The sequence below is a fragment of the uncultured Bradyrhizobium sp. genome, assembly GCF_947648125.1.
GTDB lineage: Bacteria > Pseudomonadota > Alphaproteobacteria > Rhizobiales > Xanthobacteraceae > Bradyrhizobium.
On sequence record NZ_CANSMR010000032.1, the window covers coordinates 1 to 17749 of the forward strand.

General features: G+C 64.5%; 14 protein-coding genes. 6 read left to right on the top strand and 8 right to left on the bottom strand.

Going from position 1 to position 17749, the window contains the following annotated elements; genetic code table 11:
* Positions 1-427: 427 nt before the first annotated feature.
* From Q0030_RS34370 to Q0030_RS34380, 3 genes are read left to right on the top strand one after another with little or no spacing between them, the layout of a single operon-like run.
* Positions 428-2170: an iron ABC transporter permease gene (locus Q0030_RS34370; RefSeq protein ID WP_298377610.1), complete on the top strand. Its 1743-nt coding sequence runs from the start codon at positions 428-430 to the stop codon at positions 2168-2170.
* 24 nt (positions 2171-2194) lie between these two features.
* Positions 2195-3232, top strand: a complete 1038-nt coding sequence (locus Q0030_RS34375; RefSeq protein WP_298377612.1) for an extracellular solute-binding protein — start codon at positions 2195-2197, stop codon at positions 3230-3232.
* Between the two features lie 15 nt (positions 3233-3247).
* The gene (locus Q0030_RS34380) at positions 3248-4351 is read left to right on the top strand and encodes an ABC transporter ATP-binding protein (protein ID WP_298377614.1); all 1104 of its coding nucleotides are present in this window, start codon (positions 3248-3250) and stop codon (positions 4349-4351) included.
* Positions 4352-4372: 21 nt separating this feature from the next.
* Here the strand turns inward: Q0030_RS34380 and Q0030_RS34385 are convergent, their stop codons facing one another.
* Together Q0030_RS34385 and Q0030_RS34390 are read right to left on the bottom strand one after the other, a co-directional pair.
* Complete coding sequence (locus Q0030_RS34385; protein WP_298377617.1) at positions 4373-5353, bottom strand: tripartite tricarboxylate transporter substrate-binding protein; 981 nt, start codon at positions 5351-5353, stop codon at positions 4373-4375.
* Positions 5354-5449: 96 nt separating this feature from the next.
* On the bottom strand, positions 5450-6238 hold the full coding sequence (locus Q0030_RS34390) for an IclR family transcriptional regulator (RefSeq protein ID WP_298377619.1): 789 nt from the start codon (positions 6236-6238) through the stop codon (positions 5450-5452).
* 103 nt (positions 6239-6341) lie between these two features.
* On the opposite strand from Q0030_RS34390, the gene Q0030_RS34395 reads away from it, so the two are divergent.
* Genes Q0030_RS34395 through Q0030_RS34405 form a run of 3 tightly spaced genes read left to right on the top strand, consistent with a single transcriptional unit; the run spans position 6342 to position 11447 of the window.
* Entirely contained in the window at positions 6342-7586 is a 1245-nt protein-coding gene (locus tag Q0030_RS34395) for an acyl-CoA dehydrogenase family protein (protein ID WP_298377621.1), read from the top strand.
* Positions 7587-7635: 49 nt separating this feature from the next.
* Positions 7636-9456: an NAD(P)/FAD-dependent oxidoreductase gene (locus tag Q0030_RS34400; RefSeq protein WP_298377624.1), complete on the top strand. Its 1821-nt coding sequence runs from the start codon at positions 7636-7638 to the stop codon at positions 9454-9456.
* Positions 9457-9503: 47 nt separating this feature from the next.
* Positions 9504-11447, top strand: a complete 1944-nt coding sequence (locus Q0030_RS34405) for an alkyl sulfatase dimerization domain-containing protein (protein WP_298377626.1) — start codon at positions 9504-9506, stop codon at positions 11445-11447.
* A 168-nt stretch (positions 11448-11615) separates the two neighbouring features.
* On the opposite strand, the gene Q0030_RS34410 is transcribed toward Q0030_RS34405, so the two are convergent.
* The 6 genes from Q0030_RS34410 to Q0030_RS34435 all read right to left on the bottom strand — a co-directional run bounded on the left by Q0030_RS34410 (position 11616) and on the right by Q0030_RS34435 (position 17567).
* A complete protein-coding gene (locus tag Q0030_RS34410) occupies positions 11616-12320 on the bottom strand; it encodes an ABC transporter ATP-binding protein (protein WP_298377629.1) in 705 nt (234 codons plus the stop codon).
* Positions 12313-13062 carry an ABC transporter ATP-binding protein gene (locus tag Q0030_RS34415; RefSeq protein ID WP_298377632.1) on the bottom strand — a complete coding sequence of 250 codons (750 nt, stop codon included), beginning with the start codon at positions 13060-13062 and terminating at the stop codon, positions 12313-12315. Before Q0030_RS34415 ends, Q0030_RS34410 begins: the two co-directional genes overlap by 8 nt.
* A 10-nt stretch (positions 13063-13072) precedes the next feature.
* Positions 13073-14059, bottom strand: coding sequence for a branched-chain amino acid ABC transporter permease (locus Q0030_RS34420; RefSeq protein ID WP_298377635.1), 987 nt, complete (start codon positions 14057-14059; stop codon positions 13073-13075).
* Complete coding sequence (locus tag Q0030_RS34425) at positions 14059-14928, bottom strand: branched-chain amino acid ABC transporter permease (protein WP_097670375.1); 870 nt, start codon at positions 14926-14928, stop codon at positions 14059-14061. Before Q0030_RS34425 ends, Q0030_RS34420 begins: the two co-directional genes overlap by 1 nt.
* A gap of 16 nt (positions 14929-14944) precedes the next feature.
* A complete protein-coding gene (locus Q0030_RS34430) occupies positions 14945-16198 on the bottom strand; it encodes an ABC transporter substrate-binding protein (protein ID WP_298377638.1) in 1254 nt (417 codons plus the stop codon).
* Positions 16199-16499: 301 nt separating this feature from the next.
* Positions 16500-17567, bottom strand: coding sequence for a glycosyltransferase family 4 protein (locus Q0030_RS34435; protein ID WP_298377641.1), 1068 nt, complete (start codon positions 17565-17567; stop codon positions 16500-16502).
* Between the last annotated feature and the right edge of the window lie 182 nt (positions 17568-17749).

The window sequence follows — 17749 nt, forward strand, 5'->3', positions numbered from 1 at the left end:
CCCCGAACACCCGTCGGTCATGTCCCCGGGCTGAACATCAAGCCGGGCGATGACACCGAGATGAAGTACGCACCGCCGGTGTGTCGTATCGCGCGAGAACCATCCTCATCGCCGTCCCGGCGAAAGCCAGGACCCATTAACGCGCATCGTTGTGCGACGCTGGAACGACGAGTCCCGCCAGCAACCTCCGCCGCGGAGTATGGGTCCCTGCTTTCGCAGGGACACCCTGAGATTGTGGCGCGTGAGCACGATCGATCGAATTCTTGTTCCCGGGCTGCGTCACAGAAGCGCGCTTAGACGACTTTCGGATAGCTTGCGTCACAGTCGCGATCGACTACCCTTGGTATGCAAGCAGGCGCGACGTCAGATCGCGCCGCAAGAGGGGACGCGCGCATTGCACGGACAGGCCGACTGGCGCAGCGAAGCCATGCGAAGCGCCAGGGAGGGAACCCGGCGCCGCGCATTCACGGGCCTCTGGGTCGCGGCGCTGCTGGCGATCCTCAGCTTCCTCGTCATCTATCCTGTCTTCATGCTGCTGCTCGGCGCGCTCACCGACACCAATCCGGTGGTCGACGGCATCCGTCTCAGCCTGAGCCATCTGTCGATCGCCAATTTCCTCGCGGTGCTTGCCAATCCGAATGTCGGCGAAGCCCTGCTCAACACGCTGATCGCCTGCGGCGGCGGCACGGTGATCGCGGTCGCGATCGGGCTGCTGTTCTCGTGGATCGTGGTTCGCACCAACACGCCGTTCAAGGGTTTCATCGCCGCGGCCAGCATCCTGCCACTGTTCGCGCCGCCGCTGGTGGCCGGTGTGGCCTGGGCGATCCTCGGCTCGCCGAAGACCGGGTTGATCAACACGATGTTCAAGTGGATGGGCTCCGACCTGCGCATCGATCTCTATTCGATGTGGGGCCTGGTGTTCGTGTTCGGCATCTACTACGCGCCCTATGTCTACATGTTCACATCGTCGGCGCTGCGCAACATGGACCCGAGCCTGGAGGAGGCGGCGGAGATCTCCGGCGCCAGCGCGTTCGCCACCCTGTTCACGGTGACGTTTCCGCTGATCATGCCGGCGATCGTCTCGGGCATGCTGCTGTCGTTCATCGTGATGCTCGGCATCTACGGCATCCCGGCCGTGCTCGGCGCGCCGACCAATCTGAATGTGCTGACGACCTATATCTTCAAGCTCACCAACTGGTCGCCGCCGCTCTACAACACCGCGGCCGCCGTCGCGATCATCCTGATGGTGGTTACGGGGATCCTGGTCTATCTGCAGCAGAAAATGCTCAGCGGGCGCAGCTACACGACCGTTGCGGGCAAGGCGTTCCGGCCGCGCAGCCTCGATCTCGGGCCGTGGCGCTGGCTCACATTTGGGCTCGGGATCGTCTACCTCGTCATCGTCGTCGTACTGCCGTCGCTGGCGCTGATCGTCGCGGCGTTCCGCAAGTTCATGTTCATCCGCGACGCCGCCAGCCTGTTCGACATGCGGCAATATTCGCTGACGCATTTCGAGAGCATCTTCGACAATCCGCTGACGATGAAGTCGATCTACAACGCGATCGAGGTCGGAATCATCACCGCTGTTATCGGCGGCGCGCTCGCCTTTGCGATCGGCTACACCATCCATCGCACCCGCGTCGCCGGCCGCGGTGCCATCGACCTGATCTCGACGCTGCCGGTCGCGATTCCCGGGCTCGTGGTTGGCGTCGCCTATCTCTGGGCCTGGATCGGCGTGCCCGGCGGGCTCTACGGCACGATCTGGATTCTGTCGCTGGCCTTCATCGCGCGCTTCATGCCCGACACCGTGAAGGCGCTGTCGACCTCGTTCCTGCAGATCCACCGCGAGCTCGAGGAGGCCGCCTGGGTTTGCGGCCGGGGCATGCTCGGCACCATCAGGACGATCGTGCTGCCGCTGGCGCGGCCGGGCGTGCTGGCGTCGATGACGCTGCTGTTCGTGCTGGCGATCCGCGAGCTCGGCTCGTCGCTGTTCCTCTACACCAGCAACACCATGGTGATGTCGGTGTTGCTGCTCGACTATTACGAAGGCGGCAATATCGGCAAGACCGCGGCCTTCAGCCTGGTGCAGACCGTGCTGCTCGGTGTCCTGATCGGCGGCGCCAACTGGCTGTCGCGCGGGGCGGCGCAGGGCAACGTGGCGCGGACCGGATAACAACGAACACGGGGAGGATTGGCGATGGATAGACGAACCTTCACCACACTGGCCTTGACACTGGCCTCGGCGGGCATGGCAATTCTCGCGCTGGCACCGGCCGCGCGGGCGCAGGAGTTCGGCTCGCCGGAATTGATCGCGGCCGCGAAGGCCGAAGGCAAGCTCGTGTTCTACACCGCGAATTTTGCCGAGATCGAGCAGCAGGTGATCAAGGCGTTTAACAAGCGCTTTCCCGAGATCAAGGTCGAGATGGTCCGTGCGCCCGGCGGCCAGCTCATCACCCGCGTGAAGACCGAAGCCGCGGCCGGCAAATTGATCGCCGACGTCGTCGACCACTCCGATCGCGCGCTGATGCAGCCGTTGGAGTATCTGTTCCAGGACTATGCGCCGCCGAACGCGGCCGATTACAGCAAGGACGCGCTGATCTCGCCAAAACTGTGGCCGCGTGCCACCATCGCCTGGTCGATCGGCTACAACACCGAGCTGGTGAAGGATCCGCCGAAATCCTGGATGGACCTGACCAAGCCGCAATATGACAAGCTGATCGGACAGGTGTTCGCGCAGTCCGGCGGCACCACCTGGACCCGGATCATGTTCGAGCGCCAGGTGCTCGGCGAGGATTACTGGGCCAGGCAGGCCGCGACCCATCCGGTGCTCTATCCCTCCGGCGCGCCGACGGCCGATGCGCTGGTGCGCGGCGAGATCGCGATCGCGCCGCTGCTCTACAACGTGATCTATCAAAAGAAGAAGGACGGCGCCCCGATCGAGATCTTCTTTCCGCCCGAAGGCGCGCCGGTCAATCCCTATGCGAGCGGCATTCCGAAGACGGCGGCCCATCCCAATGCGGCAAGGCTGTTCCTGAACTGGTGCTTGTCGAAGGAAGGGCAGACCTTCATGATCAAGGAGCTCGGCAATCTCACCTCGCTGAAGGAGCCGCCAGCCTTTCCGGAGGGGTTCGATCCCAAGGTGGTCAAGCTTTGGTATCCGAAGTTCGACGAGTACGTGAAGCTTCACGCGGCGTGGGTCGCGGACTGGGACAAAATCTACGGGTATCGGCAATAGGCTGATGGTGCAGCGATGACGGCAACGCTCGAGGTCACCGATCTCAGGAAACAGTTCGCGATCGGCCGTCCGGCGATCGATGGCGTCAGCTTTGGCGTGCCGGCCGGCGAGATCGTGGTGCTGCTCGGGCCGTCCGGCTGCGGCAAGACAACGACCTTGCGCTGCGTTGCCGGGCTCGAGCATCCGACCGATGGCGAGATCAGCATTTCCGGGCGGGTGGTCTCGTCACCGGCGCGCGGCATCCTCGTGCCGCCGCGCGCGCGCAACCTCGGCATGGTGTTCCAGTCCTATGCGGTGTGGCCGCATATGACGGTGCGGCAGAACGTGATCTATCCGCTGAAGCACCGCACGGTCGGCCGCACCGATGCCGCTCGCATGGTCGACGACGCACTGGCGCTGGTCGGGCTGTCCGATTATGCCGACCGGCCGGTGGTGGCGCTCTCAGGCGGGCAGATGCAGCGCGTCGCACTGGCGCGCAGCATGGTGTACCGGCCGCAACTCTTGCTGCTCGACGAGCCGCTGTCGAACCTCGATGCCAAGCTGCGCCTGCGGTTGCGCGACGACCTCCGCGTCATCCTCAAGCAGACCGGGATGACCGCGCTCTATGTCACCCATGATCAGGCCGAGGCCGTGGTGCTCGGCGACCGGATCGGCGTCATGCGCGACGGCAAGCTGTTGCAGATGGACACGCCCGACGTGATCTATAATCGACCGGCCGATCTGTTCGTCGCCAACTTCACCGGCGCGACCAACGAGCTCGCCGGGACGCTGGTCGCCTGCAACGGCGGCTATGGCGTAGTCGATTTCGGCGACGGCCGGCGAGGTGAGGTCGCGCTGTTCCAGGCGCTCAAGCCCGACGAGAAGGTGCGCGTGGCGCTGCGGCCCGAGAACATCGTAATCGGCCGGCCCGATGGCGCCAACACGTTTGCGGCAAAGGTGCTCGACCGACGCTACCAGGGCACGCAGACCGCCTACGGCATCGAGCTGTTCGGCAAACGGCTGGAGGCGATCGAGCTCGGCACCGCCGCGCGCCATCAGGTCGGCGTCGAGGCGCAGGTCGCGCTGCCGCGCGAATGCCTGTGGGCTTACCGTGACAATGGGCCGGCGTCCCAAGACTAAACATAATCTACTGAGCAGAAGCTATTGCAGCGCCATTCCCGAAGACTTGATCACGGTCGTCAGCTTCTGCTGATCGGCCTTCATCAGCGCAGCGAGCTCATCGAGCGACATCGGCTTGCCCGGAATATTGGCAAGCGACAGCTGGCGCTGCACGTCGGGGTTCTGCAATGCCTTGTTGATCGCCGAATTGATCTTCTCGAGCAGCGGCGCCGGCGTCGCGGCCGGCACGTAGATGCCGTACCAGGGAACGTAGGCGGCCTCGGCAAAGCCGGCTTCGGCGATGGTCGGAACGTCGGGCAGGTCGGGGACGCGCTTGTCGGTGAAGACCGCGAGCGGCTTGACGCTGCCGGCCTTGATATGTGGCAGCGCAAGTTCGAGCGAGACGATCTCGAAATGCATCAGGTTGGTCATCAGGTCGATCAGCGCCTGTGGCTGGCCCTTGTAGCCGACATTGGTCAGCTTGATGCCGGCGACCTGAAACAGTTTTTGCGCGCTGAGGTCGATCGACGATCCCGTGCCGGGATTGCCGAAATTGAACTCTCCGGGCTGCTTGCGGGCCAGCTCGACGAATTCGCCGATGCTCTTCACCGGCATCGACGGATGCACCAGCGCGACGCTCTGATTCCAGACGGCGAGGCCGACGCATCTGAAATCCCTTGCCGCGCTCCAGCCGGCGTCCTTGTAGAGATCCGGGTTGACCAGCAGCGCGGGACCGGTGACGACCCAGGTGTAGCCGTCCGGCTCGCTGCGTGCGACGGCGGCCGTGCCGATGTTGCTGTTGCCGCCGGGCCGCGCCTCCACCACGACGGTCTGCTTCCAGTCGCGGCCGACCTGCTCGGTCACCGCGCGGGCGACGATGTCGACGATGCCGCCGGCCGGGTAGGGCACGATGATGTGGATCGGCCGGCTCGGATAATTGTCCTGCGCGTTGGCGCCGGCGCTAACCAGCAGGACGGATGCGATGGTCGCGAGCAGTCGAACGGCGGTTGCGATGCCGCGCATGTCTCCCTCCCCATATCTGCCGCATCGTCTGCGCGATGCGTACTTTTATTGCATGATCTTTTCGGAAAACCGCTTCACATTTTTCCGGATCATGCCTTAGTCGTTGGCCACCAGCGAGCGGATGCTGCGGGCGAGCCCGAGGATGCGCGGCCCGCATTCGCGCTCGATCTGCTCGGCACTGAAGCGGAACGAGGGGATGCCGCAATTGACCGACAGGCACTCGCCGGCGGGTGTGCGATAGAGCGGGGCGGCGACGCCGAAGATCTCGCGTCGCCATTCGCCGAGCGAGACCGCGAAGCCGCGTTCGTTGCAGAGCTCGATGTCCGGCAGCGTGCGCCGTTCGACGTAGTCGAGCTCCTCAGGGCGCTCGGCCTTCACACGCGCGACATAGGCGTCGCGTTCGTCCTGCGTGAACAGCGACAGCAGCGCGCGACCGACCGCGGTCGGCGCCAGCGAGGAGACGAAGCCCACGTCAGGCACGTGCGGCACCGCGTCCGTCGTGCGCAGCGTTTCGACATAGATGAAGTCGAGCCCGAACGGCATCGCGATCGACACCGTGCCGCCGGTGTAGGCGGCGAAGTCGCGCATCAGCGGACGCGCGAGTTGGCGGACCTTCAGCGACGACAGCACCGGATAGGCGGCAGCGAGCACGCCGAGTCCGAGCACGAAGCGGCCCTTGGCATCGCGCCTGAGGTAGCCGAGCTGCTCCAGCGTGTAGGTCAGGCGCGAAACGGTCGGCCGCGACAGGCCGGTGTGCTCGGCAAGCTCCGCATTCGAGAGCGGGCCGGCGTGGTTGCGGAAGGCCGCCAGCAGATCGAGCCCGTGCGCCAGGGTGGTCGCAAAGGAGGGATCCGCCTGGGATTCGAGAGTGGACAATGCCGCCATACGAAATAATGGTCTTAAATGGCCAGAAATGTCAATATATCGAAATGAATTTGCAAATCGTTTCGAGATAGGCTTATCTGCCGCCCAAAATGCGGGAGGCGGCATGGATTTCGCTCTATCCGAGCGATCGGAGCGTTGGCGGCGCGATCTGCTAGCCTTCTTCGAGAAGGAGGTGCTGCCCCGCCATCGCGCCTGGCTCGACCATGTCCGCGAGCACAACGACACGCCGCCCTTCATGGCCGAGCTGCAGCGGAAGGCGCGCGCAGCGGGCTTGTGGAATCTTGGCCTGCCCGAACTGGCGGACGATGAACCGGGCACGCGCCTCTCCAATCTCGACTACGCGCCGTTGGCGGAAATCATGGGGCGGCTGTTCTGGGCGCCGGAGGTGTTCAACTGCCAGGCGCCCGATGTGCCGAACATGATCGCGTTGCAGGCCTGTGCGACGCCGGCGCAGAAGAAGCGCTGGCTGGCGCCGCTGCTCAACGCCGAGACGCGCTCCGCCTTCGGCATGACCGAGCCGGATGTCGCCTCATCCGACGCCACCAACATTGCAACGCGGATGGTGCGCGACGGCGACCACTACATCCTCAACGGCCGCAAATGGTTCATCACCGGCGCCGCGCATCCCCGCTGCAGCTTCCTGATCGTGATGGGCGTCACCGATGCGGGCGCCGAACGCACCAGCCGGCATTCCTGCATCATCGTGCCAATGGATGCGCCCGGCGTGCGGCTGGTGCGGCGGCTGCGCTGGATGGGTTGCGAAGATCATACAGCGCCGATCGGCGAGCTCGTGTTCGACAATGTGCGCGTGCCGGCGGAGAATCTGCTCGGTGCCGAGGGCGAGGGGTTCAAGGTCGCCCAGGTTCGGCTCGGTCCGGCGCGTATCCACCATTGCATGCGCTCGATCGGGCTCTGCGAGCTCCTGATCGAGCTGATGATGGCGCGCGCCGCGGAGCGCAGTGCATTCGGGCGCACCGTGATCCAGTACGATACCGTCCAGCGCTGGATCGCCGAAGCCCGCGTCGAACTGGAGCAGGCGCGGCTGCTCGCCTGGCGCTGCGCCTGGCGGCTCGATCAGGCCGGCCATCACGGCGCCTGGCGCGATGTCTCGCTGATCAAGGTCGCGGTGCCGGCGATGCTGCAGAAGATTGCGGATCGCGCGATGCAGGTGTTCGGCGCGATGGGCGGCTCCGACGATACGCCGATCCATCAGGCGCTGGCGTGGGGACGTCTGCTGCGGATCGGCGACGGCCCCGACGAGGTGCATCTGCGGCAGATATTCCGGATGGAGCCGATGCCGGAATGGTCGATCGCCAACTCGCCCTATCTTGCTGCACATCCCGCCTGAGCGGCGCTAAAGTGTCCACCGAATTATCCTGAAACGAGGCGCCCTTCCGATGACGATGACCGAGCAAGCCCGAGACGCCAAGCCCTCCGCGATCGACAAGGAGCGGATGCGCCTGAAATATCAGGAGGAGCGCAATAAGCGGCTGCGTCCTGACGGCAATGACCAGTATCTCCAGATCAAGGGCCAGCTCGCGCACTATCTCGAGGATCCCTACACGCCGGTGACGGAGCGCGCGCCGAAGACCGATCATGTCACCTTCGCCTTCATCGGCGGCGGCTTTGCCGGGCTCGCCACCGCGGCGCGGTTGACCGAGGCCGGGGTGAAGGATGTCCGCATCGTTGAGAAGGGCGGCGATTTCGGCGGCACCTGGTACTGGAATCGATATCCCGGCGCGCAATGCGACACGGCGTCGATGGTCTACATGCCGCTGCTCGAAGAGACCGGCCACATGCCGACGGAGAAATACGCGCATGCGCCGGAAATCCTGGCGCACTGCCAGCGCATCGGCCGGCAGTTCAATCTCTACGACAATGCATTGTTTCACACCGAGGTGACGAGCCTCGATTGGGATGCGGCGCAATCGCGCTGGATCGTCCGTACCACCAGGGGCGACGCCTTCACCGCGCAATATGTCGGCATCGGCACCGGCCCGCTGCATGTGCCGAAGCTGCCCGGCATTCCCGGCATCGAGCGCTTCAAGGGCCACTCGTTCCACACCAGCCGCTGGGATTACGACTACACCGGCGGCGATCCCAAAGGCGCGCCGATGGAGAAGCTTGCCGACAAGCGCGTCGGCATCATCGGCACTGGTGCGACGTCGGTGCAGTGCATCCCGCACCTCGCGCGCGCCTGCAAGGAGCTCTACGTGTTCCAGCGCACGCCGTCGTCGGTCGACGTGCGCGGCAACGGCCCGATCGATCCGGACTGGTTCGCCGATATCGCAACGCCGGGCTGGCAACAGCGCTGGCTGGAGAATTTCACCGCCAACCAGGCCGGTGGGTCGGCCGAGGAAGACCTGGTGCAGGACGGCTGGACCGATTTGTCGAAGCGGATTCGCGCCAAGGTGATGCTGCTGCCGCGCGAGCAGCGCACCGTGGAAAATATGCGGGCGGTGTTCGAGGATTCCGACTTCGAAAAGATGGAGGAGATCCGCAACCGGGTCGACAGCATCGTTGGCGATGCCGAGACGGCCAGGAATCTGAAGGCCTGGTACGGCCAGCTCTGCAAGCGGCCATGCTTCCACGACGCCTATCTTCAGGCGTTCAACACGCCGGGCACGCATCTGATCGATACCGACGGCAAGGGCGTCGAAGAGATCACCGAGGACGGGATCGTCGTCGCGGGCAAGGAATACAAGCTCGACTGCATCATCTACGCATCGGGCTTCGAGGTGGGGACTGAATATCGCAGGCGCGCGGGCTTCGATCTGACCGGCCGCGACGGCATCAAGCTGTCGGCGCATTGGGCCAACGGCATGCGCACCAAGCACGGCATCCACGTGCATGGCTTCCCCAACGTGTTCTTCGTGCAGCCGACGCAGGGCGCCAACCTCATTTCCAACGTGCCGCACAACCTGACCGAAGCTGCGCGGACCATCGCCCTGATGGTCGCTCACGCCCAGGACAACGGCTTCAAGGAGATCGAAGTCAGCAAGGAAGCCGAGAACCGCTGGGTCGAGCTGCTGCTGACCGCGGTCGGCCGGATGATCGGCGGGCCCGATTGCACGCCAGGTTACTACAACAATGAGGGACGCGAGCCGGGGCCGGCGGCCAAGCTCCATGTCGGCTATCCGGCCGGCGCGTTGGCCTACTTCAAATATATCGACCAGTGGCGCAACAGCGGTCAGTTCGAAGGCCTACAATTCCGCTGAATGACGCGATCGGGACTGATTTCTGCCAAACGAGGGAGTGCCTGAGTATGACCCAGACCACCGCAGGTGAGACGTCGCGCGAACTTCCGAAGGCGGCGTCCGCGCCGGTCATCGCGCAGCACGAGGCGACGCTGAAAGCGCTGCCGTTCGCCGACACCAGGGATTTCGACGACGCCGCGCGCGGCTTCCTCGGCACCATCGAGAACGCGCGCGTTACCTCGACCCAGGGCAGGGTGGTCTGGAGCCTCGAGCCTTACGGCTTCCTCTCCGAGGAAAAGGCGCCCGCGACCGTCGATCCGAGCCTGTGGCGGCAATCGCGGCTCAATATGCATCATGGCCTGTTCGAGGTGGTGCCGGGCGTCTACCAGGTGCGCGGCCTCGACATCGCCAACATGACGCTGATCGAGGGTGACAAGGGCGTCATCGTGGTCGACACCCTGACCTCGATCGAGGGCGCGCGCGCCGCGATGGAACTGTACTTCCAGCATCGCGGTAAGAAGCCGGTCGCCGCCGTGATCTTCACCCATACCCACACCGACCATTGGGGCGGCGCGCGCGGCGTGCTCGACGACGCCATGCTGGCGGCCGGCGTGCCGATCATCGCGCCGAACTTCTTCATGGAGCACGCGGTCTCCGAGAACATCATCGCGGGGCCCGCGATGCTGCGCCGCGCGCAATACCAGTTCGGGCCGTTCCTCGCCAAGGGCGTGCGCGGCCAGGTCGATTGCGGTCTCGGCAAGACCATGGCGGCGGGCGGCGTGGCGCTGTTGCGCCCGACCGACCTGATCATCGCGACCGGCGACAAGCGCGTGATCGACGGGGTCGAGTTCGAATTCCAGATGGCGCCGAATAGTGAAGCGCCGGCGGAGATGCATTTCTTCATTCCGCGCTACAAGCTGTTGAACCTCGCGGAGAACTGCACGCATAATTTCCACAATTTGCTGCCGTTCCGCGGTGCTGACGTCCGCGATGCGCTGGCCTGGTCGAAATATCTCGGCGAGGCGCTGCAGATGTGGGGCGGCAAGGCCGAGGCGATGTGCGGCCAGCATCATTGGCCGGTGTGGGGCAAGGAGCGGATTGACACCATGATCCGCCAGCAGCGTGACCTCTACAAATACGCGCATGACCAGACCATCCGGCTGATGAACCACGGCCTCAACGCGGCCGAGATTGCCGAGACGATCCGGCTGCCGCAGAGCTTGGAGGGCGCCTGGCACGGCCGCGGCTATTACGGTCACATCCGGCACAATGTGAAGGCGATCTACCAGAAGTATCTCGGCTGGTACGACGCCAATCCGGTCAATCTCGATGCCTTGCCGCCGATCGCGGCCGGCAAGAAGTATGTCGAATATATGGGCGGGGCCGACGCGATCCTGAAACGCGCCACTGCTGATTTCGCCAAGGGTGAATTCCGCTTCGTGGCGCAGGCCGTCAGCCACCTCGTGTTCGCCGAGCCCGACAATCAGGCGGCGCGCGCATTGCTGGCCGACACGTTCGAGCAGCTCGGCTACGCCGCGGAGAGCTCGACCTGGCGCAACGCCTATCTGTTCGGTGCCCAGGAGCTGCGCCAGGGCATGCCGAAGACACCGCCGCGCTCGCCGATGCCGCGCGAGACGCTGGCTGCGCTCCGCACCGAGCAGCTCTGGGACGTGCTCGGCGTCCGCCTCAACGGCCCCAAGGCCGAGGGCAAGCGCATCGTGCTGAACTGGAGCTTTACCGACACCGGCGAGACCTTCGTGCTCAATCTCGAGAACTCGGCGCTGACCTACGTCAAGGGCGCGCAGGCCGTCGACGCCCACGCCAGTTTCACGCTGGCGCGCAGCGTGCTCGACGAGGTCATCGCCAAGCTGACCACGTTCCCGGAAGCCGTCGGTGCAGGCAAGGTGAAGGTATCAGGCGAGCCGCTGCGGCTCGGCGAATTGATGATGCTGATGGACGAATTCCCGCGGATGTTCGAGATCGTCGAGCCGAAGCGGACGGTGGTGAGCTAGAGCCACATACTCAAAACGTCGACTGTCACCCTGAGGAGCCGCGTAGCGGCGTCTCGAAGGGTCGACGGCCACCGGTCGGGCCGTGCATCCTTCGAGACGCGCTTCGCGCTCCTCCAGCGACAAAGGCAAAGCCTTTGCGCGGGGATGACGGTTCGATAGTCGGGCCTCTCAGATCCCGAGATACGCCGCCTGCACCTGCTTGTTGCCCGCAAGCTCGGCGCTGGAGCCCTGCATGATCACGTTGCCGCTTTCCAGCACGTAGGCGCGCTGCACCAGCGACAGCGCGCGGCTGACATTCTGCTCCACCAAAAGGATCGCGGTGCCCATCTTGTGGATCTCGCCGATCTTCTCGAAGGTGACATCGGTCATTACAGGCGCCAGGCCCAGCGAAGGTTCGTCGAGCATCAGCAGGCGCGGCTTCAGCATCAGGCCGCGGCCGACCGCGACCATCTGCTGCTCGCCGCCGCTCATGGTGCCGGCGAGCTGTTTCTTGCGGTCGGCGAGCCGCGGGAAGATGCTGTAGACGAGCTCCATCGTGCGCGCGCGATCCGCCTTGGCCTTCGGCGTATAGGCGCCGATCTCGAGATTCTCCTGCACCGTCATTTCGGGAAATACCTGGCGGCCTTCCGGGACATGCGCGATGCCGAGTTCGGGGATCCGGTAGGGCGGCAGCGTGGCGAGGTCGACGCCGTCGAACGTGACCTTGCCGGCGAACAGCTTGACGAGCCCGGAGACGGCGCGGAGCGTCGTGCTCTTGCCGGCGCCGTTGGCCCCGAGCAGACCGACGGCTTCGCCCTCGCCAATCGAGATGCTGACGTCGGTGATGGCGGGGACCGAGCCGTAGCTGGCGCTGACGCGGGAGAGCTCAAGCATGGGCGTCTCCCTGCGCCGGCGGATGCACGTAGGAGCCGAGATAGGCGCGGATCACTTCCGGATTCTCCACGATCTCCTTTGGCGTGCCCTCGGCGATCTTCTGGCCGTGGTCGAGCACCACGATGTGACGGGCGACCGCCATGATCGCGCGCATCACATGCTCGACGATTACGATGGTCAGGCCGCTGGCGGAGAGTTTTTTCACCAGCGTCACGGCCTGGTCGATTTCGGCCGGGTTGAGACCAGCCATCACCTCGTCGAGCAACAGGATTTTTGGTTGCGTCGCCAGCGCGCGGGCCATCTCGAGCCGGCGCTGGTCGATCGTGGTGAGGTCCTTGGCCGGCGTCTGCTCCCTGGCGCCGAGGCCGACGAACTCGATCGCCTCTCGCGCCTTGTCGCGCGCGGCGGCGACATGGCGGTCGCGCAGGAAGGCGCCGGTCATCACATTGGCGAGCACCGTCATCGCGCCGAACGGCTTTGCCACCTGGAAGGTGCGGGCCATGCCGAGCGCGCAGACGTCGTGCGGCCTGAGGCCCACGACCTCCTGGCCGAAGGCGAGCACCGATCCGGAGTCCGGGCGATGAAATCCCGTGATCAAATGAAAGCTCGTGGTCTTGCCGGCGCCATTCGGCCCGATCAGCGCGACCGTCTCGTTCTCCTGCACCGTGAAGCTGACGTCCTGCACCGCGCGCAGGCCGCCGAAGCGCTTGCTGAGACCCTTGATGACCAATGCTTCCGCCATCGCAACGACCTCAGGCACGCGCCGGCTTGCGCCGGATGGTGCGGTGATAGACGTCGGTCGCAAACCCAATCAGCCCGGTCGGCCGCCACAGGATGACAGCCATCAGGATCAGGCTATAGACCGTGAGCTGGATGCCGCCGACCGAGCTGCCGAGCCAGCTTTGCAGCAGCGCCGAGGTGGTCTCCAGCAGCACGGTGCCGATCACCGGACCCCACAGCGTGCCAATGCCGCCGACGATCGAGACCAGAGCTGCCTCGATCGAGACGCTGAAGCTGAACGCGGTCGCGGGATCGATGAAGTAGATGTACTGGGTGTAGAAGGTACCGGCGAGCGCGGTCAGGAACGCGCTGATCATGTAGATGTCGCGCTTGACCTTCGGTGCGTTGACGCCGACCGCCTCGGCCGCATCCTCATCCTCGCCGATCGCGACGAGGTAATAACCCATCCAGGATTTCTCGATTTGGTGGGTGATCCAGAGGCCAACGACGAGCAGGCCGAGCACGACGTAGTAATACGAGGACTTCTCCTCGAACTGCATCATCACCGGCGCGCTGCCGAGGTTCGGGATCGTGGTGCCTTCGGCGCCCCAGGCGAAGTCGCGGAATTTCAGGAAGATCAGCATCAGCACCTGGGCGGTCGCGATCGTCGCGATGGTGAAATAGGGGCCGCGCAGGCGGAAGCAGAGCCAGCCGATCGGCAGGCTCGCCAGCATCGCGACAACGCCGCCCGCGATCATCCCGATCCAGGGCGAGATGCCGTAATTCACCTGCATAATGGTCGAGGTGTAGGCGCCGAGCCCGAAATAGGCGGCGTGCCCGAGCGAGAGCTGCTTGGCATAGCCGCCCATCAGGTTCCAGGCGACGCCGATGAAGGAGAACAGCAGGATGCGGATGAGAATGTCGATCGCGAACGACGAGGTGACGAGTTGGGGCAAAGCGAGCATGACGATGGCCCCGATCGCCAGCCACAGCCACTTCATATTGCCTGAGGTCTGCATCAGCGGCCCCTTTTGGCGCCGAGACCGCTCGGCCTGAAGGCAAGCGTCAACAGCAGCAGCGCGAACACCACGATCAGGCCGGAATCGGCGCCGACGAACTGGATGCCAAGCGATTCCGCCACGCCCATCATCAGGCTCGCGACCAGCGCGCCCATCACATTGCCGAGCGTGCCCATCACGACCGCAACGAACGCCATCAGCACGAACACCTGGCCGACGAATGGATAGGCCGAATAGAACGGCATCAAGAGCGAGCCGGCGGCACCCGCGAGCGCCAGCGCGGTGCCGAACGCCACCGCGAACACGCGGTTCGGGTTGATCCCCATCAGCATCGCGACGTCGCGGTTCTGCGACGCCGCGCGCATCGCGCGGCCGAGATCGGTGGTGTGGAGGAACACCCAGAGCAGCCCGCTCAGCGCCATCGCGACCGCGAAGGCGATCAGCTTTGCCACCGGAATGTACAGCCCGCCGATGTGCCACGCTTCATCCGAATAGGAGGTGTGGACGGTGCGGTAATTGGCGCTGAACAGCATCAGCGAGAGATTGAGCAGCAATAGCGACAGCGCAAAGGTCAGGAAGATCTGCGGCATGTCGTTCGGCCCAAGCACCCTGCGGATCAGGAAGTGCTGGATCAGGACGCCGGCGAGGAACAGCACCGGCATCGAGACCACAAGCGAGACCAGCGGATCGATGCCGAACTGGGTGGCGAGGAAGAACGAGATGTACATCCCGATCATCACGAACTCGCCCTGGGCGAAATTGACGATCTTGACCACGCCGAAGATCAGCGTGACGCCGATGCTGACCAGCGCGTAGATGCCGCCGATGAGCAGGCCGTTGATGACAGCCTGGGCCAGTGTCTCCCACATGCGATGCGACCGCGGTTCAGGTCTTCATCAGCGGGGCGCGGGCGTCTTCCTTGGGGAAGATGCTGGCGAGATCGGCATTCTGCCACTGCACGCCGACCGGACGGCCATAGACGTTCTTGCCGTCGGGGCCGAATTTCACCTTGCCACCGGGCGCCATCGCCGCAAAGCCCGAGGAAACGTCGAGCGTCGAGAGCGCCTCACGCACCTTCTTCGGATCGGCGGAGGCGGCGCGCTCCAGCGCGTCGGCCAGCATGAAGGTCTGCGCGACCAGGCCGCCGGCATATTCGAACGCGAACTCGCCGGTGCGCTTCTTGAACTCGGCATTGACCTTCTGCGCATCGTCATTGACGTCGTGGTTCCAGTGCGCGACGCCTTGCAGGCCCTCGGCGGCCTTGCCGACATTCTTGTAGAAGTCCGGCATCACGAAACCGCCCGAGCCGCCATTGATCGCGATGTTGAGCCCGACCTGCTTCACGGTGCGCACGATCAGGATGAGGTCGTTGAGATAGGACAGCGAGAATAGCGTGTTGGCGCCGGAAGCCTTGACCTTGTTGATCAGCGGGCTCGCATCGGTGAAGCCGGCCGAGTAGGGCTCGAACATCACGATCTCGACGCCTTCGCCGGGCGCCAGCTCCTTCAGCCCGTTCGAGGTCGAGGTGCCGAATGCGGTGTTCTCGAAGATGACGGCGACCTTGGCCTGCTCGCTGACCAGCTTCGCCATTTGCAGCTGCGCCTTGGCGAATTGCGAGGCGCGTGCGAACGGCGTGAAGGTGTAGGTGCGGCCCTTGTTGAGCTGGTCGGAGCTTGATCCGGTGATGATCGGAACCCTGGCGCGCTCGCAGACCTCGCTCGCGATCAAGGTCAGCGCGCTGGCGTAGCAGCCATGGATTGCCGACAGCTTGTTGCCTGATATCAGACGGTCGGTCTCGGTGCGGGTCACCGTGGTGTCGCTCTGCACGTCGGACACGATGAGGTTGAGCTTGGCGCCGCCGAGCGACTTGATGCCGCCGGCCTCGTTGACCATGTCGACCGCGAGCTTGGCTGCTGCAACGCAGCCGACGCCGATCTGTGCCATGCTGCCGGTGCTCGGATAGAGCGCGCCGATATTGATCGGGTCGGCAGCCCAGCCGCGCAGCGGGACGGCGCCGAATGCGCCGGCCGCGAGCACGCCGCCGGTTTTGACCAGGAATTTGCGGCGGGTCAGTTTCTTGCGTGAGGCTTTGGTCGACGCTGTATTATTAATGGCCGACGACCTGCGGTCCCCTGTCATGGCGTTCCCCCTGTGCGACCGCGGCGCGGTTGCTCCGTCCGCTCGCTTATTATTTTTTGCTCAAGCGGGCCGCATAAGAGCACGTAATTCGGCAATCGCAAAGGCGATATCGGCCGGGCGCGCGGGGAACGAATTGCGACTGATGCGTCGCAGCAATCGCGCGACGCGCACGTGCGAACCGCGTCGCTGCTTGGGAGTTGTCGCCGGATGCGGCGGTATTATTGACAATCGAATGACCCGACGGACCGGCACAGAGGGTGCCGGCCGGCCCGCCGGATCATTCGATCGGCCGCTGCAACGGCTATTCCGCGCTCGCCACCAGCTTGAAGCGGGGCTTGGCCTCCATCAGGCTGCGATAGGCGGCGAGATAGTCGAGCGCCATGCGGCGCGCGGTGAAGCGGGTTTCGAACTGCTTGCGGATCGCATCGCGATTGAGCGTCGAAAGGCGGCCGACGGACGCGACCGCGCTGATCTCGTCCTCGACGATGAAGCCGGTCAGGCCGTCCTCGATGATCTCCGGCACCGAACCGCGGTTATACGCAATGACGGGCGTGCCGCAGGCCATCGCTTCGATCATCACGAGGCCGAACGGCTCCGGCCAATCGATTGGAACCAACAGCCCGATCGCGCCGCTGAGAAAATCCGGCTTCTCGCGGTCGCTGATCTCGCCGATGAACTCGACCAGCGGATTGCTGGTGATCAGCGGCTTGATCAACTCGTCGTAATATTCCTGGTCGGCGCGATCGACCTTGGCTGCGATCTTCAGCGGAATGCCGCAGCGGGTTGCGATCTTGATCGCGCGATCGACGCCCTTCTCCGGCGCGATGCGCCCGAGCACGGCGAGATAGGATTGTTTGGCCGGTTGCGGCGTCAGCAGATTCTCCGGCAGGCCGTGATGGATGGTGCGCACCCAGTGCGCCTGCGGCACCGGCCGCCGCTGCGCGTTGGAGATCGAGATCACCGGGACCTTGGAGAAGGTGTTGAAGACGGGCTGGTGCTCCGGCAGGTCGAGCCGTCCGTGAAGCGTGGTCACGAACGGCGTCGGCTGCCGCGCGAACAGCGACCACGGATAATAGTCGAGGTGACAGTGCAGGAAGTCGAACTCGTCGTCGTCGGCCTTCTGCCGGACGCGCTCCAGCATCACCATGTGCAGCGCATTGGGGTCGCGGACGGAACCGTCGAGCCGCAGTGCCTTCGGCCAGGTCGCATCGAGCTTCGCGGAGGTCTGTGAATCGCCACTGGCGAACAACGTCACGTCATGTCCAAGTGTTACAAGTTCTTCGGTCAGCCAGTGCACGACCCGTTCGGTGCCGCCGTAGAGCTTGGGGGGAACAGCCTCCGTCAGCGGGGCAACCTGCGCGATGCGCATTTCTCCGTCTCCATGTTTGTAATGTGGATGAACCCTCAGCCCTCTGATGGCAGCGACATGCCAAAGACGGGAACGTTCTCGCACGTGCGAGGTTCCTTAGGTGTGGGAGATCTGCCGCTTCTTTCTTCCATCACACTGTGGTCTTGCTGATGCCATCTCGCTCCAACACGTTTTTGCGGACG